The organism is Aquisalinus flavus (genome assembly GCF_014640095.1).
Taxonomy (GTDB): domain Bacteria; phylum Pseudomonadota; class Alphaproteobacteria; order Caulobacterales; family Parvularculaceae; genus Aquisalinus; species Aquisalinus flavus.
The window spans coordinates 913,616-931,843 of sequence record NZ_BMGH01000001.1 but is presented as its reverse complement, the minus strand read 5'-3'; the positions used below and the strand labels follow the sequence as shown (position 1 = coordinate 931,843).

Genomic DNA, 18,228 nt, shown 5'->3' with positions numbered 1-18,228 from the left:
CCTGACGACACAATTACCGTCTATTAATGGTACGACCATGGGTTTCCAAGATTCAATCAAACCGTAAGAGGGTAATATGGGTGCTTTAGACCTTAAAAAACTACTTCTCGGGTCCTCGCTGCTGGTTAGCGCTGCCGCGTTTGCCACGATCCCGTCTGCTTATGCGCAAGACGATGATGATGTAGAGACCATCGAAGAAACTGAAGAAGAACAGGCAGAACCAGCGAGTGGCGACCTTATCGTCGTGACCGGTTCTCGTCTGCGCCGTTCCGAGTATGACAGCCCGAAACCCCTGCGGGTTCTGCAAGCTGAAGAAGCTCGCGAAGAAGGCCTCTTCACCGCTGCTGATGTTCTGCAGTCTTCGTCGATCGCTTCCGGCGTTCAGTTCGACGCGACCTTCACCGGCCTCGTCACCGATTCCGGTCCGGGTTCTTCGACCATCAACCTGCGCGGCCTCGGTGCCGACCGTAACGTCGTTCTGCTGAACGGCCGTCGCCTGGCTCCGGCCGGTGTCGGTGGTGCGCCGACCCGTCCCGACCTGAACCTGCTGCCTTCCGGCATCATCTCCCAGTATGACGTCCTGCTTGACGGCGCCTCCTCCGTTTACGGTTCGGACGCTGTTACCGGCGTTATCAACGCGATCATCCGCACGGACTTCGAAGGCGTCGAAATGCGCGCCAACATGTCCAAGCCGGAGCATGGCGGTGGTGAAGAACTGCAGCTGACCTTTACGGCCGGCACGACCAGCGACCGCGGCAACATCCTGTTTGGTGCCGAGTACTACCAGCGCGACGTCGTCAAGCGCGGCCAGCGTGGTTTCACGCCTTGCGAACGCGACATCGAGATCAATCCGGAAACCGGCGAGACCAACAGCTACTGCCAACAGCAGTCTTTCGGCTCCATGGTTCTGGACCCGCTGAACGCCCTGTATGGCGACTTCCAGGGTAATGGTATCGGCACCGGTTTCGGCCTGTACTATTTCGACTTCGAGGCACGCGACGGCTACTTCTACGTCCCGAACAACAACCAGTTCGGCGGCCCGGGCAGCTTTGGCGGCGTCACCAACCTCGCCGATCCGACTGGCCCGAATGTCATCGGTATTGGCTCCCCGTTCGTGTATGAGAATGATTATAACGCGAACCGCTTCTCCGATGACTTCGACCTGATCCAGGGCATCGAGACCTTCTCTGCCTATTCCGGCGGTGAATATGAACTGACCGACAGCGTCACGTCCTATTTCGAGTTCCTGTATTCCAGCCGTAACTCGGAAATCGACCAGGGTGCCCAGCAGATCTTCCCGTCTGTGAGCTGTCTCAGCCCAAATATCGCAAATCACCCGGACCTGTCCCAGGCGCCGGTTTGTACGACGCCGGGCGTTCCCGACAGCCTGCGTGAGCTGGTCTTCACCTCCTTCATCGACGCGACCGGTAACTCGGCTCAGGTCGAGGTTTCCCAGGCCCGCTTCGTTGGCGGCCTCAAAGGTGACCTTGAGTTCCTGATCCCGTCCGGCAAGTTCGTGTCCGATGGCAATTTCGGCGTGAATATCGACAACTGGGTATGGGATGCCTACGGCTCCTATGACCGCTCGAACGGTAACCTGTCCTCGATCGCCGTCAACGAGGAGCGTATCGTTGCTGCCACGCGGAACCTGACCCAGAACGCCGACGGTTCCTACTCCTGCTCGCCGACCATCGATGGCGACCTGTTCGGCTTCATCTCGCCGGAGGATTGCGTTCCGCTCGACCTGACGGATCCGGAGATCTATCTCAATGGCGCCCTGCCCCAGGACTTCCTGGATTATGCCGCCGGCAACGCGACCAACCGCACGGTCATCGACCAGCAGCTGCTCAACGTCGCCTTCTCCGGTGACATTTTCCGCCTGCCGGACGGTGTTGTTCCCTTCGTCTTCGGTATCGAATATCGCGAAGACCGTATCGAGTCTTACAATGACTACCTGACGTCGTCGGGTGCGGCACCGTCTGTCGCTCGCGAAGGTAACACCTTCGGCACGACCGACCTGCTGGAATTCTTCATGGAAACCGAGCTGCCGCTGCTGCGTGGCCGCCCGCTTGCTGAAGAACTGACCCTCAACCTGTCGGCTCGCTGGACCGAGGAGCGTAACTTTGGCTCTCTGTGGACCTATGCCGCCAACGTTAACTACCTGCCTTACGACTGGCTGCGCCTGCGTGGTACTTTCGGCACGACCTATAAAGCACCGAATCTGCGTCAGCAGTTCCTCGCTGGTCAGACGGCCTTTGCCGGTGCCTTTGGCGACCCGTGTATTGCGTCGACCTTCAACCGGTATTCACCTGAGGATCAGGCAATCATCCGTCCGAACTGTATCGCCCAGGGTGCAGACCCGGATACACTCGGCCAGGGTGGTGCTACCTCCATTCCGTTTACCCGTGGTGGCAACGGCCAGGACCTGAACGCAGAAACGTCCGAGGGTTACACTCTTGGCGTTTCCATGGAGCAGCCCTGGTTCGACCGCTTCGACCTTCGTGGTTCGGCGACGTACTATTCGTACGAAATCGAGAACTCGATCGTTTCGCCGTCCGTCGGCTTCATCCTCAACGACTGTCTCGTCGAGTTTGAAAACCTGTCGAGTGCGTTCTGTTCGCGGATCGAACGTCTGAACACGGGTGACCCAAGCCGGAACTTCATTTCCGACATCGACGCCTCGTTCCTGAACTCCGGTTCCGAAACGGCTGTCGGCGTTGACTACTCGGTCAACTTCGACATGGACTTCGTTGTCAACGAGAAGCCGCTTGACCTCAGCCTCAGCGCTCGCCTGAACAACACTCTGGAGCGTGAGGAAGTTATTCTCGATGTCTTCCAAGACTATCTGGGCGAGTTCGGCAACCCGAAATGGCGTGGTGACTTCCGTGCCCGTGTAGACTATGGCGATTTCGCCGTGATCTGGACCACGGACTATATCGGCGAAGTCGAGGACAGCACACTGGATCCGATCCGTACGGAATCCCAGATCCAGTATGACTTCCGCACCTGCGGCACGATCACCAACGACCCGGCAACTGGCCGGATCACCGGTGTCGACCCGAGCACCTGTCAGGCTGTAACGGCTGGCGCCGGTTTCCGCGACAAGGAAGAAGCAGACGAATACTTCCTGCACGACCTAGCGGTGAACTACTCGCTCGACACATGGAGCATCACTGGTGGTGTCCGGAACATCTTCGACACCGAACCGCCGCTGGTTGACGCTGCTTCGATCCCGTCGGAACTGGCCAACGTACCGCTCGGCCGTGGTTACGACGTCTTCGGTCGGTCCTTCTTCCTGTCGATCGTCAAAGACTTCTAGGATCGTGAGAAACTAGGCTATACAAATGAGGGGCCCGGATAATTCCGGGCCCTTTTCGTTTCTCAACGTATTAATTAGTCGGCAAGATCCGACCCACTGTCTGGAGTATGAAATGACCCTCAATCGTTTGATCGCGGCTGTATTGGTCTCTGCTGCCAGCGTTTTTGGCGCCGCCATGACGGCAAATGCCCAGGAAACGCTGCCATTCGAGGCCTTCGCCCAGGACCCGACAATTACCGATGTGGAAGTCTCCCCCGACGGGCGCTGGCTTTCTGTCGTGCAGCGCAATTCCATCGACGGCGATCCGTTTCTCGGGATTTATGACGCCCAGGACCTTTCCAAAGGCCGTATCCGCACCTATGGCGCCCGCGGCATGAGTGTGAACAGCGCACAATGGATCAATGAAGACTATCTTCTGGTGGTTTTCACCCAGCAGTTCAGCGAGGGGGAAAATACCTATCGTATTTCCAAGATTGCCTCGATCCACCGGGAACGCGGCAGCTTTATCGACATCCCGAAGCTGCAGTTCGACCGGCGGACCCAGGGCGCTGCTGCGGCTGAACTGGAAAAGCGCGCGGGTGCTGCTGCTGTTATCTCGACCCTGCCTGCAGACCCTGACCACGTCATGGTCAGCTATGTCGCCAATGCCAATGGTGTCCGGGCGATTGCCAAGGTCCGGATCGATTCCGGTGTGATCGTTTCGGAAACGACCGGCAACACCCGCTATGGCGGTTACGGTGTCGACGCCGAAGGCGATATCCGCTTTGCCAGCTATAATGACCGCAGCACCGGTGAACAGGTTTTCGTTGCCCGCATCAAAGGCGAAACCGACTGGACGGAGATCGGCCGCAGTGGCTCTGGCGGCGAAGCGATCAGCCAGGTCTTCAGCCCGATTGGCTTCCTGAACGCCGACAACCCGAACGAACTCTTCGTCGTCTCTAACCACGATGCCGACACTGCTGGCATTTTTGCCTATGACCTCGCCAGCCAGGAATACACCGAGCTGTTGTTCCGCCATCCGAAATATGACGCGGCTGGGATCGTGACGATCCGCGACCCTGAAGACCGTCTGCGTCAATACCTCACAGGCTTTGCCTATGACGGTCGTGGCGGCGAGGTTTACTGGATCGACCCGGCGGAAAAGGCGTTCGACGAGAATCTCGATGAATTGCTGCCCAACGCCAATAACGACACGATCTCAGCCTCGCACGACTTGTCTGTCCGGGTAATCCGGTCCAACGGTCCGCGGACGCCAAGCACCTATTACCTCTATGACGAAGCCAAGGGTGGCCTCCAGGTCATCGGCAAATCCATGCCGGCGCTGACCGAAGAAGCCCTGTCGGACATGGAGTTCGTCACCTATACGGCGCGCGATGGCTATGAAATTCCGGCCCTCGTTACCGTGCCGGATGGCGAAGGCCCTTTCCCCGCCATCGTCATGCCTCATGGTGGCCCGACGGCCCGCGACTATTGGGGTTTCGATCTTTGGGTGCAGCTCTTCGCCCATCACGGCTATGCCGTCATCCAGCCGCAATACCGCATCTCCACTGGCTTCGGCAAGAAGCACCTGCAGGACGGTTTCGGCGAATGGGGCATGCTGCAGCAGGACGATATCGACGATGCCGGCCAGTATCTGGTCGACCAGGGCATCGCCGATCCTGATCGCCTCGCGATCATGGGCTGGTCCTATGGCGGCTATTCCTCGTTCATCGGCTCTGCCCGCGACCCGAACCCGTACAAATGTGCGATCCCGGGTGCCGGTGTCGGTGATATGGCGCAGTTCCGGGCCTGGCTCTATTCCGGTGGCTCGCGCAACGATCCGCTGACCCAGTACCGCAATACTGTTGAGGGACTGAACCCGCTAGACCTGGTTTCCAGCGTCGACGTGCCGGTTCTGGTCATTCACGGTACAGAAGATGAGCGTGTGCCGATCAGCCACTCCGACAAATTCGTCGCTGCACTCAAGCGCGAAGGCAAGGAGCATAAATATATCAAGCTGGACGGTGCCAACCACTTCTTCGGCACGATCTATTATCGCCACTGGATGGAAATGTTCCCGGCGATGATTGACTGGCTCGACAATACATGCGGCCTCAAAGAGGAATAATCCGCAGGCTTACCAAAGGAAAACCCGGCTCAGCGAGCCGGGTTTTTTGTTTGTATCGGGACAATCAGCAATGCCAGCAAAACACTGGTAAACAGCCTAGATCAATCCCGCCAGTGGCGAGGACGGATCGGCATATTTCTTCCGCCCCATACGGCCCGCCAGATACGCCTCGCGCCCGGCGATCACGGCATGCTTCATCGCGCGCGCCATCCTGATCGGATCCTTCGCCTCGGCAATGGCCGTGTTCAGCAACACACCGTCGCAGCCAAGCTCCATCGCGATCGCCGCATCGGACGCGGTGCCGACACCGGCATCGACCAGCACAGGCACTTTCGCCTGTTCGACGATCAGCCGGATATTGACCGGATTCTGAATGCCGAGGCCCGACCCGATCGGCGCGCCCAGCGGCATGATCGCGCAGCATCCGGCCTCTTCCAGCTTGCGGGCATAGACCGGATCGTCCGTGCAATAGACCATGACCTGAAAGCCCTCCTTGATCAGCAGTTCGGCCGCGCGCAGCGTTTCCGCCATATCCGGATACAGCGTCTTCTGATCGGACAGCACCTCCAGCTTGACGAGGTCCCAGCCGCCAGCTTCGCGCGCCAGGCGCAGGGTGCGGATGGCATCCTCCGCCGTGAAGCACCCGGCCGTGTTCGGCAGATAGGTGTATTTTTCCGGCGAGACGTAATCGACCAGCATCGGCTTGTCGCGATCGGTAAGGTTTACCCGGCGCACCGCAACGGTCACGATTTCCGCGCCGGAGGCCTCTGCCGCCGCCGCGTTTTCAGCATAATCCTTGTACTTGCCGGTACCGATAATCAGCCGCGAGGAAAATTTCCGCCCGGCAATTTCGAATGTATCGTCTGTCATAGTGTCAAATCACCCGCCGCCTACGAATTGAACGATCTCGAGGCGGTCTCCATCGTTGAGTTCGGTCGAACCAAAGGCCGATTTCGGCACGATTTCAAGATTGCGCTCGACCGCGATTTTCCTTGGCTCCAGGCCGAGATCGGCCAGCAGGCCGTCGACCGTTGCCGGCGCCGGCAGGTCCCGCGCCTCTCCATTTACGGTTATTTTCATGAATGCACGCTATCCTGTTGAATTACGGCACAGATTCACGCAATGCTGCGTCATCGAAAACATGGTATAGACATAGGGATGAGCACACCGGAAGTCCATATCCTCAACGGCCCGAACCTCAACCTTCTGGGCACGCGCGAGCCTGAAATCTACGGCGCCGACACGCTGGCAGATATCGAACAGATGTGTCTGGCGGCTGCCGATGATCTGGGCCTCGCCCTCCTGTTCCGGCAGACCAATTCGGAGGGGATGCTCATCGACTGGGTGCAGGAGGCGGGCAAGAGCGCCGAGGTGCTGATCATCAACGCCGCCGGCTACACCCACACCTCCGTCGCCCTGCATGACGCGCTCAAGGCGCTGCAGATCCCGGCGATCGAGCTGCATCTGTCCAATATCCATGCCCGTGAGCCGTTCCGCCGCCATTCCTATGTCAGCGCCGCTGTCGCCGGGATCATTTGCGGCTTTGGCGCCGATGGCTATCTGTTGGCCCTTGACGCGGCTTCGCGGCTCATCGAAAAAGCCTGAACATTAACCAGAGAAAGCCGCTCATGCCGAGTAAGAATGACATGACTATGAAGACGGAACTGGAGTGGATTCGTGCGCTGGCCGACGTCCTCACGGAAACCGGCCTGACCGAGATCGAAATCGAGAAAAACTCCGTGAAATTGCGCGTCGCCAGAGGCGGCATGATGGTCAGCGCCGCCGCTGCGCCTGCTGCGCCGGCCGCTGCCCCTGCCGCCACGCCGGCTGACGTCCCCGCCCCGGCCCCCGCGAACGCCGCCAACCACCCGGGTGCCGTCAAATCGCCGATGGTCGGCACAGCCTATATGTCGCCCTCGCCGAGCGCCGACCCGTTCGTTGCCGTCGGCTCGACAGTGAAACGGGGCCAGACGCTGATGATCGTCGAGGCCATGAAGACCATGAACGAGATCAAGGCGCCGAAAGATGGCACAGTGAAGGAAATCCTCGCTCAGGACGCCGAGCCCGTCGAATATGGCGAGCCATTGATGATCATCGAATAGGCTTACCCTCAATCGGCCCGCGCTTTCCGCGCTGCGGCCAACGGAAAGGTGCCGCCCGGCATGTTTGAAAAAGTTCTCATCGCCAACCGTGGCGAAATCGCCCTGCGTATCCATCGCGCCTGCAAGGAACTTGGCCTGCAGACGGTTGCCGTACACTCAACCGCCGATGCCAGTGCCATGCATGTCACGCTCGCAGACGAGAGCGTCTGCATCGGGCCGCCGCCGGCCAAGGACAGCTATCTGAACGTCGCCGCGATCATTGCCGCAGCCGAGATTACCGGCGCCGATGCGATCCATCCCGGCTATGGTTTTCTGTCAGAAAATGCCCGCTTCGCAGAGATCGTCGAGGCCCACGACATCACCTTTATCGGCCCCTCGCCCAGCCATATCCGGGTCATGGGCGACAAGATCGCCGCCAAGGAAACAATGGGCAAGGCCGGTATCCCGCTGGTGCCGGGCTCCGACGGCGGCATCACGAATGCCGACGATGCGATGACGATCGCGCGCGAAATCGGCTTTCCGGTCCTGATCAAGGCCGCCTCCGGCGGCGGCGGACGCGGCATGAAGCTCGCCCGCACGGAAGACGACCTGGCCAATGCTATCTTCACGGCGCAGTCGGAGGCCAAGGCCGCTTTCGGCGACGATGCAGTCTATCTGGAGAAATATCTCGAAGTGCCGCGCCATATCGAGATCCAGATCGCAGCGGACACGCACGGCAATGTCGTCCAGTTCGGCGAGCGTGACTGCTCTCTCCAGCGCCGCAACCAGAAGGTTCTGGAAGAGGCGCTGTCACCAGCCCTGACGCCGGAACAGCGCGCCGAGATCGGCGAGATCACCCGCGCCGCCATCGAGAAACTCGGCTATCGCGGCGTCGGCACGGTCGAATATCTCTACGAGAACGGACAGTTCTATTTCATCGAGATGAACACCCGCATCCAGGTCGAACATCCGATCACCGAGCAGGTCACCAATACCGACCTGATCCGCGAGCAAATCCGCATCGCCGCCGGCGAGAAGCTGTCGATGAAGCAGGAAGACATCAAGTTTTCCGGCCACGCCATCGAATGCCGGATCAATGCGGAGGATCCGCGCACCTTCACGCCGTCACCGGGCAAGATTACTGAATTCCATGCCCCCGGCGGCATCGGTGTGCGCTTTGATTCCGCCGTCTATGCGGGCTATACGATCCCGCCCTATTACGACTCCATGATCGGCAAGCTGATCGTGTTCGGGGACAGCCGCGAACTGGTACTGGCGCGCCTGCGCCGGGCCCTTTCGGAGACCGTGATTACCGGCATCAGCACCACGATCCCGCTTTTCCTCGACCTGCTCGATGAGCCGGCCTTTCAGACAGGCGATTACAATATCCACTGGCTGGAACACTGGCTGGAAGAAAAACACAAGTCGGCCTGACGCTGACTGATTTATCCACATTTTGCCCGACTCACGCCACTTTGGGGTGTTAACCATGTCTGAGGTGCTACCTCAGCAATGTGTTAACCCGGGACAGGCATGATGTCGTTTCGAGCAAGCGCGGGAGCAGGCATGGATACGGGGCCGCAGGCCGTCAGGCTGACCAATGTCGACATTGATAATGCTCTGGATAACAATCACTTCCAGGTCATTTTTCAGCCGATCTTTGATCTCGGCGACGGCACCATCATGCGCGTCGAAAGCTTTGTCCGCTGGACCCATCCCGGGCTTGGCGTTCTGCCGCCCGGCGCCTTCATTTCCTTCTTCGAATCCCAGGGCCGGATGGGTGAACTGACCCGCCATGTGGTGACGACGGCTCTTGATGACTACATCGCCTGGCGCGGCACGGACGGCCCCGGCCTGTCGATCAACCTCGCCCAGTCAGACGTGATCGAGCCCGATTTTGCCAAGTGGTTCGCGTTGACCCTGAAGGAGCGCAAATTTCCTGCCCGGCTGATTACGCTTGAATGCCCGGCGCTCCCATCGACCACCCCGGTCAAGGATGCCGCCAAGCACTTCACGCGATTGCGCAAGACCGGCGCCCGTCTCGCCATCGAGGTCCGTGGCCGCGCCAATGATCTGCTGCGCACGATCGACCCGTTCCCGTTCGATGAATTGAAGACCGGCGGCTCGGCGATCCTGCGCTTTGCCCGCACCATGCGTGGCGGGCCCGGGCTGACCGCGATTTCGGAACTGCTCGACCTGGCCAAGGCCAATGATGCCGGCATCATCGCCGTCGGTGTGGAGGACCAGCCTTCCCTGAAAGCGCTCGCCGGCCTCGGATTTACCGGCGCTCAGGGCAATTATCTCGCGACCATCCGCGCCCTCGATACCGTCGAGCCGGGACTTGTCGGTCATGTCCGGAACGTGCTCGCGCTCGAGCCTGTCGACAGCGACCAGATGGACAGGATGGCGCGGGGACTGTCCCCTGCAAGGGCCAGGTCCGGGGAAGCGTCAGGAGAGCCCGTCGCCACCAGCGCCTCCGGGGAATCAGCCGGGACCGCCGCTACCAAGCCGAAAACAGCGCCAAGGAAATCCAGCAGCCGCAAGAGCCTTGCCGAGGCGAAGCTGACGCCAGAAAAACTCGCCCTCCTGAAGAAAAAGGCCGCGGAAGTCGCCGCCCGCAAACGCGCCGAGAAAAAGGCTGCCGAGGCTGCTGACATGGAGACCGCCGATACCGGCGCCGCTGATAGCGGGACGACCGGGAGCAGCGCCACCGAGTTCGAGGCTGAAACCGCTGCCCCGGAGCAGACTGCGGCGGACCTCAACGAGACCCACAACACGCTGCGCGAGGTCGCCGCCCGCAAACAGGCCGAGGAGAACGCCCGCCGCCTCCAGTCGCGCCTGTCGCAGGCCTATGAATTGCCACACGAAACCGAATTGAGGCTTGCTGCCCAGTCCGGAAAGACCTCCGGCAAGACAGGCGGCAAAAGCGCGGGGCGGTCTGTCGAGGCCGATGCAATCGCGCGGCCGATCGTCACCCTGCCGGAGCCCTATTCACCCGGCGCCTTCGCCAAACCCGATCCTGATCCCGATCCTGATCCCCGCGCCGGTTTGGTGCTCGATGCGCCGAGGACGCGCGGCACGGAGAGATCCGTCGACCGCACCGGTGCCCAACAAAGTGAGCCAACGATCGCGCAAGGCAACTTTTCCGAGGGTGAACGCGTTTCCGACAGCATGACGACACCCGCCCAATCGCGCCGCTCCCGCGACGCTGACAGCATCGCGCCCGATACTGTCCGGGACGACGATCAACCCGGCGCCGTGGCGCCGCCGGCAACAAATTCGGTGGCTGACGAGACATCATCTGACGAAGAGACCGCCGATCAGTCTGGTCCGGGCGACGTTTCGCTTTCGACTGCCGGTGGTGAAGAATCACCCCGAGAGCAGGAACAGTCAACGCAGATTGGCACCGGGTCTGGGGATCGCGACAGCGAATGGTACCCGAAACTGCCCCATTTCCGTGGCAGCATAACCGGCTCGCTGCGTCTGACCGGCATATCTGCGACGTCGTCTCAAGAAAAGGCCACAGCCAAGGCTTCTGAAACGGAAAAACCGGAGCTGGATGAAGAGCTGCTCAACCAGGTCGTCGAGCCGGACACCAGAACCCGGATTGACAGCCAGCCGGACCTGACCGCCGGAACCCTGCCAGTCGAACCGGTCGCAGTCAGCGCCGCCAGCGATGCCGCGCCGCCACCGCAGGTCGATGAAAGTGTTGAGCCTTACTCCTCTGCAGACGCCGAGATGTTCAAGTCGGAAGACGAAGTTCTCGATGAAGCCTTCGAGGGGGCGACCGAACTCGACCCGACCCAGGCCCATGCCGACGATACCGAAGGCCCGATCGAGCTGGACAGCACCGAGCGCGAAATCGCCGGCCGGCTGCGCGGTCTGAAGCGCCCGAAACGCAAGAACTGGCTGATGCGCCGCCACCGCGTGGTGCCAACCCATTTCTGGCCGCGGGCGTGGAAACGCAAATGGCGGGAATTGCGCACCGACGACGATTATGGCGATGACGACATTCGGGCAGAGCCGGTCGTCAGGACCGGCAGGTCTGACGCCTGATCTGGCGCCTGATGCGGGTGTCTAGCCGGCAAACCTGTCCGGCGCGGTCAGCGCCGGGTTACCGGCCCCGCCTGCAATTGCCGCCACAAGGCGCGCGGTCGCCGGGGCGAGCAGGATGCCGTTTCGATGGTGCCCGCCGGCATAGATCAGGTTCCGCACGCGCAGCGACCGGCCGATCACCGGCAACCGGTCCGGTGTCGTTGGACGCAACCCGGCCCAGGCACCGGTGACGGCGCACTCTTTCAATCCGGGCGCAATGGCCGCCGCTCCCTCATAGAGGCTGTCAAGACGGTCTTCATCCGTTGTCAGTGTCTCGATGTCCCGCTCCTCCGTCGCGCCGACGACCAGCCGCCCGTCGGCTTTCGGGCATAGATAGGTCCCGCTGGTCCGGATCACGCAGGCAAGACCGGCAGCACCCGCCGCAAGGCTCAGCGCCTGCCCCTTGATCGAAAAGAATGGCGCGGGCCCCGGCTCCAGCCAGAAATTGCGCGAGGCAAGCCCGGCAGCAGCGATCACCTGCCCCGCCGCGACCCGCTCCCCGTCACCTGTCGTGACCGCCGTCACCCGGTCGCCCTCTTTATCGAGGCCGGTGACGTTGGTCTGTCCGATGATTCTGACACCCATGGCCTCGCATGCCGCCACCATCGATGTCGCAGCAAGGCGCGGATCGACCTGCCCCTCGTCAGCCAGATAAAGGGCGCCCCGGAACCGCTCATGGAGTCCCGGCTGCAGCTGATCGAGCTCATCCCGCGACAACATCACAGGCCTGCGCCCGAAATCTGAAAGTCTGCCGGCGAGTGTGGAAAACCCGGCAAGCTCTTTTTCATTCGCGGCCAGTCCGAGGGCACCGCTCATCCGCAGATCGATATGAATGCCCGTTGCCTCCGCCAGGGCCGGTGCCATCTCCCGCCAGCCGGCCAGAGACGCCATGGCAAAACGGTGGAAACTTTCCTGTTTTTCGGCGGCAAAATGGGCAAGCTCGAACCCCGGGCACAGCATGCCAGCCGCCGCGCTGGTCGTGCCCGCACCCGGCTGACCAGCTTCGATCAGGCACACATCGGCGCCATCACCCGCCAGCCGGTGCGCGATGGCAAGGCCGATCAGCCCGCCGCCAATGATGACGATGTCCGCATGCATAGCGCGCCTGTCTAGACGAGGTCAGCTACCCTGTCACCTGCACAGCGGCTCGCGACGACGCGTTTTCCACAGGCTTTTTCCCGGCGCTTTCCACACCCAACGGGGAAAACCTCCCGCGCCGCTCGATCTCCATCGCCGATTGTGGACAACTGGTGGGGAAACCGTGGAAAACCGGGGCAAAACGCCTGTGGAAAACTCCTCGCCGCGGCCTCTGACGCAGGCAAAGAATCATTGCGATAACAGCCGCATCACTTCACCGTTCAACCTGCAGCGAAAAACGAGATTCCATGGCGTATTTTGTGGCCATAGCCGCGATGGTTCTTCTTGCCGTCGCGCTGACCCGGCTTACCCGTTCAGGCCTGATGCAGCGCCTGTCTACCCGGCCCGCCGTCATCTTGTGTGTGGCGGTCGCAGCCGGCTGCTTCTACCAGCTGGTGCGATTGCCGGAGATCGAACACGACATGATCAGCCGGCTCGCCGCCGGCGGGCTTGCGGCGCTCGCCTTCATCGCAGGCCTGCAATTCCGGGTGTCCAGACTGATGCGCCAGTCGCCTGCCGCGCTGCGGCTGGCGACCATTGCCGGCCCCCTCTTCCTCATCGCTGCGGCCGTGTCTGCCTTCATCATGATGCCGAGCCTGTCGATCTGGTCGGCACTGCTGATCGGTGGCGCCCTGATGCTGAACGGCGCGGCCATAGACCGGCGCGCGATTACCAGTTCCTCCGCCCCCGGAGAGGTCAAGACAACCGTTGAACTCGAAAGCGCCGCTGCTCTCGTCATCGGCCTGCCGCTGGTCATCATCATCGAGCTATTGTCGGACGCGCCCTTCTCTGCCGCCAATGGCGTGATCGAGACCGGCGTGTTCCGTGCCGCCATCGGCTTTGGCCTTGGCGGTGCCATCGGCCTTGTCGGCGGACGCTTGTGCAAGCGCTATGCGGGATCGCGCGGCAAGGATGACGGCGACTATCGCCGGCTCGTCTTCGCCTATGGCAGCGGCATCGTCGCGTTCCTGCTGGCGCCGCTCCTGCAGGGTGAAGCGATCATCGCCGCTGGGGCAGCCGGGCTGATCTGGTCTGAGGAAGGATGCCTCTCCGCCGCCCGCCGCCGCGACCTGCGCCAGAAATTCGACCACGCGATCAAGCCTGTCGCCTATGCCGTCTTCGGCTTCATCCTCGGCCCGAGCCTGCTGCAGGCGGATATCCTCATCATCCTGTTCTCCATCGGCGCGATCACTGTCCTGCGTATCGGTCCGCGGCTCATCGCCCTGTCCTCGCTCGGGATGAATTCCCACCAGCAGGCTTTCCTTGCCTGGTTCGGCGGCGCACCCGGTGCTGCCTCGGCGCTCTATCTCATCAAGCTGATGGGGATCAGCGCATTGATGGATCAGGAAATGGTGCTGACCATCGGCACGACCTGCGTCTTCATCGCCATCATCGGGACGCGCCTGTCGTCAAGGCCGCTGGCGAGCTATTTCGTGCGCCAGCATGCCCTTGCGCGCAAACGGCGCTATTACACGTCCTGAGTCACACCGATGGACTGGCCCCGAGATTGCAGGGCTTCCGGCGCGGGACTATGATCCGGCATCAGGGAGCAAACGGACCATGAGCAATCGCATCATCAGTGACACGAGCGACAAGGGGGTCGTCACGCTGCGCCTCAACCGGCCCGAATCGCACAATGCCATCGACAACGAGACCATCGACGAGCTGTCGGCGCTGATCGCGCATCTGCACACATCTTCTTCGGTCCGCGCCATCGTGATCCGCGGCACGCCCGACGCCTTCTGTTCCGGTGTCGATATCGCCTGGATGCAGCACATGGCAGAGGCCGGCACCGCCGACGATGCCCGCCGGGTCGCCCACCTGCTTCTCGCCTTGCGCAATCTCAACAAGCCGACCATTGCCGCGATGGAAGGCCCCTGTCTCGGCGGCGGTATCGCCATCGCCGCCTGTTGCGACATTACCATCGCAGCAGAAGATGCCTGGTTCGCCCTGCCCGCCGTGCATCTCGGCACCGTACCGGCGGTGATCGCCCCATTCGTCATGGAAGCCATTGGCCAGGCGAATGCCCGGCGCTATTTCCTGACCGGCGAGCAGTTTTCCGCGAGCGAGGCTCGCCGCATCGGGCTTGTCCAGGCGGTCTGCATGCAGGCCCAGATCGACGACACGGTCGGGATCTTCGTCGACCACCTCCTGAAAGGCGGGCCGCGCACGCTGGCGATCTGCAAGGAAATGCTGCACGCCTATGCCGACAAGCCGATCGGCCCGTCGCTGATCAATGACATGGCGGACCGCGTCGTGCGCAATCGCAAGAGCGCCGAAGCGCAGGAGGGGCTGGAAGCCTTCCTCGAAAAGCGCCAGCCGAGCTGGCTGAAACACTGATCACTCGGCCTTGCCGTCAGGCTCGCGGCCGCGCGCCTCGATCGTCTCGACCAGCGCCGTCAGGGTTCTGATCTCCCTGCGCAGGGCCTGCACTTCGAGCTGCACCTCATCGGTCTCCTTCACGAGCAGGTCCTCGGTGTGCTCTGAGTCCTCCTCGACCACCCGCACGACGATGGCGACGAACAGGTTGAGCATGGTGAAGGTGCCGATCAGTACGAAGGTGATGAAGAAGATCCATGAATTGGGATGGGTGCCGGCGACCGTGTTCGCGATTTCGGCCCAGCCTTCCAGCGTCATCACCTGGAACAGCGTGTACATCGACACGAAAACGTCTCCGAACAGCACCGGATGGGCCGCGCCGTAGAGGTTCGAGGCGATGACCGCGAAGACATAGACAATCAGAACGACGATCACCCCGACCGACAGGATGCCGGGAATGGAATCGATCAGCGAGCGCACGACCGTGCGCATGCGCGGGATCATCGTGACCACATGCAGCACCCGCAACACGCGGAAGGCACGAAGGGCGGCGAACAGGTTCGACGTCGCCAGTGCCGAGATCAGGATGATGACGAAGTCGAAGACATTCCAGCCATCGCGGAAGAAGCGCTGCCGCCAGGCGTAAATGCGCACGGCGAGTTCACCGAGGAACACGACAAGAAACGCGCGATCGATCGCCAGGAACAGGGCCAGATGGTTTTCCCTGATCGGCGGCAGGGTCTCCAGCCCCAGCAGCGCCGCATTGGCGAAGATCAGGATCAGGATCGCATACTGGAAGGGTCGCGCGTTGATGACGTTGCGCAGGCGCAGGATATGCCGCGGCGGGGCGTTCTCCTCCGGCGCGAGGTCGAGTTGCGCCTGTGGTCGTTTTCCCCCTGTAGTCACCGGCATCCCCGTTTCGTCTGGCGAGCCTCGCAGCGCCATTCCATAGATGTTTTACCAGATGTCCGCGAAGTGATAAGACATTGCATGGCAGAAGGCTGAATCTTATAACATTTTTAAGTGGTTCGATAGATATCGTTAACCAGACCGCCCGTTGACGGGCATGGCACGGCCGATATAGCGCGGCCTCTTGGCGGAAGTTCGATGGCACACACTCACGACTTGGACATGGACAAGGATGGTCAGCGCCGCACCGGCGCGTCGGTCTCCCGGCTACCCTATCCTGTCGAGGGGGACGCCGATTTTGATGGCGAGGATTTCGACCCGCCCCTGCGCCGGGATCCGTCAAGCTGGGAGCGTGCCTCGGTCCAGGTGAAATTCTGGTTCCGTACCGCTGCGATCATCTTCATTTGCTGTTTCGTTGTCGGCTGGCCGGTCGGCATGTCCCTGTCGGCTTATAACCGCACCGGGCTTTTCTCGATCGAGTTCGGCCTGACCTTCCCGATCCTCGCCATCGTCATCGCCCTCGCCGCCCTCATCTATATCATCGGGCAGATGCTCTCGCTGTCCTTCCGAATGATTGCCAAGGCCGAGGAACTGGAAATGTCCTCCTCGCGCTTCACCATGCCGGAGACCCATGCCGTCACCAATGTCCGCTCCGTCGGCAAGGCGGTAAGGTCCGAAATCACCGCCCTCAACAGCTATCTCGACGACGCACTGATCAAGCTCGCCTCGGCGGAGAGCATGATCCGCCAGCAGGTCCAGGCGATCGATACCGTCGGCTCGTCCCTGCGCGGCGGCAATGACGATCTGGTCGGCTCGGTCGCGCGCGAGCGCGAGAAACTGATCGAGCTGACCGAGATGATGAACACCCAGGCAGATGCCTTTGCCGAGGCGATTGCCGAAAAGGCCAAGCTTGGCGAAGAACACTCCCGAGCCGCGAACGAGCGCGTCAGCGGCGCCGAGGCCGAGCTCGAAGCGCGCCTGACCCGGCTTGAGGAAACCGCCGAAAAGGCCCTCACCGCCTTCGAGACGCTCGCGACATCTTTTGAGGAACGCCGCCACAAGGTCGAGGAATCAGGCTCCGCCTTCGCCAACCTGTCGAAGGAAGCTGTGGACAAATCCGCCAGCGTTACCAAGGCCTTCCAGGAGAATACTGAAGCCATTTCGGCAGCGCAGGCGCGCCTGCACGAGGAAAGCGAGCGCCTTGAGCAGCTCATCACCCAGCAACGCGAGCGCGCCGACAAATTGGCCGAAGCCATCGCCCGGCAGACCGAAAAGCTGAGCAGCCTGTCCGAGAAAAAGGAACGGGCAGACAGGCTGGAAGCAGCCCGCGCCGAAGCCGCGCGCAACCTCGCCCCGAAGGCGCCCAAGCGGCCGATCTCGATCATGCGGATCGAAGAGGATGTGCAAGAGGATTTGCCGCGCGCCTCCCTGCGTCCTGACCTATCCGCGCGCCCTCCCGCCCCGTCGGTACGGCCCGACCAACCGGCATCCGGCCCATCCGGCGCTGGCCAACCGTCCAGGACAGGGGAAAAGCCCGAGGCCGAGAAATCGTTTATCGCCGAGCGCCCTGTGCCCCCGGCGCCGCCGCGCGGTGCGATCTTCGGTGCGGGAACGACCATCCAGAAGAACGGTGACCGGCGCGAGCCGACCCTGACCCGGCCCGACATGCCGGCCTCCCGCGAGGAACGCCAGTCGACCTCGTGGCGGGACATCCTCGCCGCTGCAGACGATCCGGAAACGCCGAGCGAAGCGCGCGGCCAGTCACAGCTGCGCCTGCAGCAGGTCACCACAGCGGCGCCCTCTTCGCCGGTGACCCGGCAGGAGCCGGACCAGGCCGATAGCGACATCGTCTGGCTGATCCGGCAGATGCAGTCCTTCATGGTCGAGATCGAGACGCGGCTCTATGGCCGGCCCGATACCGACAAGCTGGTGCGCTACAAGAATGGTGAGCGCAATATCTTTGCCAACGAGCTGCTGCGCCGGGACGACATGGAATTCCGCCGCAAGTTGAAGGCAGAAGTCGACCGCAACGAGATATTCGAGCGGGCAGTCTTCGACTTCCTCGCCAATTTCGATGCCCTGCTCGAGCCCGATGAGGATGGCGACGACGCCGATGGCCTCATCGACGACTATCTCGGCTCACCCCTCGGCCAGGTCTATGTCCTGGTCGGCGGCGCCCTCGATTATTTCGGGTAGATCAACCTGCGTTCAAATGGAAACATTTGAACGCGGAAAGTTGATCTACTTCAGAGATGTAGAGC

General features: G+C 61.6%; 13 protein-coding genes. 9 read left to right on the top strand and 4 right to left on the bottom strand.

Annotated elements, in window-relative coordinates; all coding sequences use genetic code 11:
• Positions 1–76 precede the first annotated feature (76 nt).
• Together IEV88_RS04225 and IEV88_RS04220 are read left to right on the top strand one after the other, a co-directional pair.
• A complete protein-coding gene (locus tag IEV88_RS04225; protein WP_188160023.1) occupies positions 77–3,319 on the top strand; it encodes a TonB-dependent receptor domain-containing protein in 3,243 nt (1,080 codons plus the stop codon).
• Between the two features lie 112 nt (positions 3,320–3,431).
• A complete protein-coding gene (locus IEV88_RS04220) occupies positions 3,432–5,426 on the top strand; it encodes an alpha/beta hydrolase family protein (protein ID WP_188160022.1) in 1,995 nt (664 codons plus the stop codon).
• 96 nt (positions 5,427–5,522) lie between these two features.
• Here the strand turns inward: IEV88_RS04220 and IEV88_RS04215 are convergent, their stop codons facing one another.
• Positions 5,523–6,296, bottom strand: coding sequence for a thiazole synthase (locus IEV88_RS04215; protein WP_188160021.1), 774 nt, complete (start codon positions 6,294–6,296; stop codon positions 5,523–5,525).
• Between the two features lie 9 nt (positions 6,297–6,305).
• Positions 6,306–6,506 (bottom strand): sulfur carrier protein ThiS, encoded by a 201-nt coding sequence (gene thiS / locus IEV88_RS04210; RefSeq protein WP_188160020.1) that lies wholly within the window; start codon positions 6,504–6,506, stop codon positions 6,306–6,308.
• Positions 6,507–6,584: 78 nt separating this feature from the next.
• On the opposite strand from thiS, the gene aroQ reads away from it, so the two are divergent.
• The 4 genes from aroQ (at position 6,585) to IEV88_RS04190 (ending at position 11,563) form a co-directional block, all read left to right on the top strand.
• Complete coding sequence (gene aroQ / locus IEV88_RS04205) at positions 6,585–7,031, top strand: type II 3-dehydroquinate dehydratase (RefSeq protein ID WP_188160019.1); 447 nt, start codon at positions 6,585–6,587, stop codon at positions 7,029–7,031.
• A gap of 41 nt (positions 7,032–7,072) precedes the next feature.
• Positions 7,073–7,528 carry an acetyl-CoA carboxylase biotin carboxyl carrier protein gene (accB, locus tag IEV88_RS04200; protein WP_188160018.1) on the top strand — a complete coding sequence of 152 codons (456 nt, stop codon included), beginning with the start codon at positions 7,073–7,075 and terminating at the stop codon, positions 7,526–7,528.
• 60 nt (positions 7,529–7,588) lie between these two features.
• Positions 7,589–8,941, top strand: coding sequence for an acetyl-CoA carboxylase biotin carboxylase subunit (gene accC, locus IEV88_RS04195; protein ID WP_188160017.1), 1,353 nt, complete (start codon positions 7,589–7,591; stop codon positions 8,939–8,941).
• A gap of 132 nt (positions 8,942–9,073) precedes the next feature.
• Positions 9,074–11,563 (top strand): EAL domain-containing protein, encoded by a 2,490-nt coding sequence (locus IEV88_RS04190; protein WP_188160016.1) that lies wholly within the window; start codon positions 9,074–9,076, stop codon positions 11,561–11,563.
• A 21-nt stretch (positions 11,564–11,584) separates the two neighbouring features.
• Here the strand turns inward: IEV88_RS04190 and thiO are convergent, their stop codons facing one another.
• On the bottom strand, positions 11,585–12,700 hold the full coding sequence (thiO, locus tag IEV88_RS04185; protein WP_188160015.1) for a glycine oxidase ThiO: 1,116 nt from the start codon (positions 12,698–12,700) through the stop codon (positions 11,585–11,587).
• Between the two features lie 287 nt (positions 12,701–12,987).
• Here thiO and IEV88_RS04180 point away from each other — a divergent pair, with 287 nt between their 5' ends.
• Together IEV88_RS04180 and IEV88_RS04175 are read left to right on the top strand one after the other, a co-directional pair.
• Positions 12,988–14,220 carry a cation:proton antiporter domain-containing protein gene (locus IEV88_RS04180; RefSeq protein ID WP_188160014.1) on the top strand — a complete coding sequence of 411 codons (1,233 nt, stop codon included), beginning with the start codon at positions 12,988–12,990 and terminating at the stop codon, positions 14,218–14,220.
• Positions 14,221–14,299: 79 nt separating this feature from the next.
• Complete coding sequence (locus IEV88_RS04175; protein ID WP_188160013.1) at positions 14,300–15,079, top strand: enoyl-CoA hydratase-related protein; 780 nt, start codon at positions 14,300–14,302, stop codon at positions 15,077–15,079.
• On the opposite strand, the gene IEV88_RS04170 is transcribed toward IEV88_RS04175, so the two are convergent.
• Positions 15,080–15,964 (bottom strand): ion transporter, encoded by an 885-nt coding sequence (locus IEV88_RS04170; protein WP_188481197.1) that lies wholly within the window; start codon positions 15,962–15,964, stop codon positions 15,080–15,082. It abuts the gene before it with no gap.
• A 201-nt stretch (positions 15,965–16,165) separates the two neighbouring features.
• Between IEV88_RS04170 and IEV88_RS04165 the strand changes: the two genes are divergently transcribed.
• On the top strand, positions 16,166–18,163 hold the full coding sequence (locus IEV88_RS04165) for a coiled-coil domain-containing protein (RefSeq protein WP_188160011.1): 1,998 nt from the start codon (positions 16,166–16,168) through the stop codon (positions 18,161–18,163).
• Positions 18,164–18,228: the final 65 nt, after the last annotated feature.